We start from the raw sequence: 1,922 nt of genomic DNA, 5'->3' as shown, positions 1-1,922 counted from the left end.
CACCGAGGAAGTCCAAGGGCTTATCGATTTTCGACTTGGGCGGCTTGGACCGGGCGATCGGTTGGTCCTGCCAAGTTCCGAGGCCAAGTACGAGGATACACTCATGGAGCCTGCCTCCGGGCCGGGCCCCGATGGGACAAGCCAGTTGCGTCTTGATTTACTGCGGACCGCAGTCGAGACGTACTTGAAAATCGCCTATCCCTCGGGGCAAATTCCTGATGCCGTCCGTCGGCGACTAGTCTGGCCGGACGTTCTGGCCATGGGCGATCTCTTGACAAAACCGCCATTCGAGCGGGCTGGCAGGCTGCCGGGACACCAGACGTCTATCTTCGCTTTGAGACTGGGGAATTGGCGTTATCCGCACATGAAGTTACAGATTCAACCCTGGTCTAACTCGGCTGGCTTCATGCTCTCGGTCAACACTCATGACCAGGTCGCGGTTCTGGACATAGGAGCTGCCGACACCGAGGCTTTCCGCGAATTGCAGGCGGAAAACCAGCGGCTCAAAGAGACCATTGAGCAGGCGTGGGATGAGGCGGGCTTACCCACGTTTTTGCGCTATCTGCGCGAATACATTCAGAGCCGATCGCAAGATCCTGCCTGAAAGCTAGCTCGGTCGGATCGATCCGGGTGCACAGCGCGGCCTGTGGGCCGCAACCAAAGTGGTGAAAAATGACGTTGCTCCGGTTAGGTTTCCAGGTGGATACAGGCCTGAGACACCCAGCCGGAGGCAATATCATGGAGTCTTTTCTAGCCCGCCACCAGTCGCAGATACAAGGGACTATCAGCGGATTCGACCGCCTTCGTTTCGTGGGTCAGATGCGTATGTTGTCCTTCGTCGAGGGCCTTGTCGGGTTCCTTTCCAGAGCGGGCGTGCTTCTGAAAGACTTCGGGGAATACGTCGAGAACCTGAGTAACCAAATCAAGCAAGCCACGATCCGGATGGCTGAATCAACTCCCACCGGTCGCGTTCATTACTTGGCTTCCAGCGAGCAAAGCAAAGAAGAGTTTGTCCGTCGATTACCTCCACCCCAGACTGAAACCGGTCTGGTCGCTGTGCTCAGTTGCGTCGAGCCGTGCAGGTCGTATGTCATTCGGCGCAACGCCGCGACCAAACACCTGGAACTGAGGTCGGCTCAGCGCAAATGCCTTCACTACTACTTCTATCTTGTTCATCCCCAGTTCGGCCCAATGCATGTTCGGCTCCAGACCTGGCTGCCCCAGAAGATCTACATTTGCCTCAACGGCCGCGATTGGCTGGCACGACAGCTCGATGCCGAAGGGATCGGTTACCTGAAAAAGGACAACGCGTTCGTGGCTATCGACGATTTTCCCCGGGCACAGGCATTGCTCGATGAGCAATTGAAGGTCACCTGGCCGCTGGCCCTCGATGCTTTGGTCCGGGAGTTTCATCCTGTGCACGCCGAACGGTTCGGCTCCGCTGCTCCACAGCCCTACTATTGGACAGCGGAGCAGAGCGAGTGGGCGACCGACGTGATCTTCAACTCACCGCGGGCCCTGGCTGAGTTGTATCCTCGGCTCTTGCACCATGGAATCACGACCTTCGGCAGCCGTGACGTGCTCAAGTTCCTGCAGCAGAAAGTCCCCGCACAAGGAGGCTTTCATGGCCGCTTCGCGGGGGAAGTGGTCAGCGACCTCAAATCGCGTCCCGAGGGAGTACGGATCAAGCACTCCTGTGGCCAGAATAGCGTGAAGATGTACGACAAGCAGGGGCAAGTGTTGCGCGTGGAGACGACCATCCACGACCCGAGGGGCTTGAAGGTCTATCGGCCTGTTGCCGATGACCCTGGAGGACCGTCGCGTTGGCAACCATTGCGCAAAGGGATTGCCGACCTCCACCGGCGTTGCGAACTGTCCCAGGCGGCCAATGAGCGCTATCTTGAGGCCCTGGGAGCCGTCGA

General features: G+C 58.4%; 2 protein-coding genes. Both read left to right on the top strand.

All coding sequences use genetic code 11. The features are described 5' to 3' along the window. A partial coding sequence (locus AC11W3_RS13205) for a hypothetical protein (protein ID WP_484093136.1) occupies window positions 1-604 on the top strand: 604 nt, incomplete at its 5' end. Window positions 605-738: 134 nt separating this feature from the next. Further along, window positions 739-1,922 (top strand): hypothetical protein (locus AC11W3_RS13200; protein ID WP_484093135.1); only part of this gene is annotated, 1,184 nt, incomplete at its 3' end.

Source organism: Geomonas sp., assembly GCF_056994735.1.
Note: the sequence above shows the minus strand (reverse complement) of the source record. Positions and strands in the feature narration are given on the sequence as shown.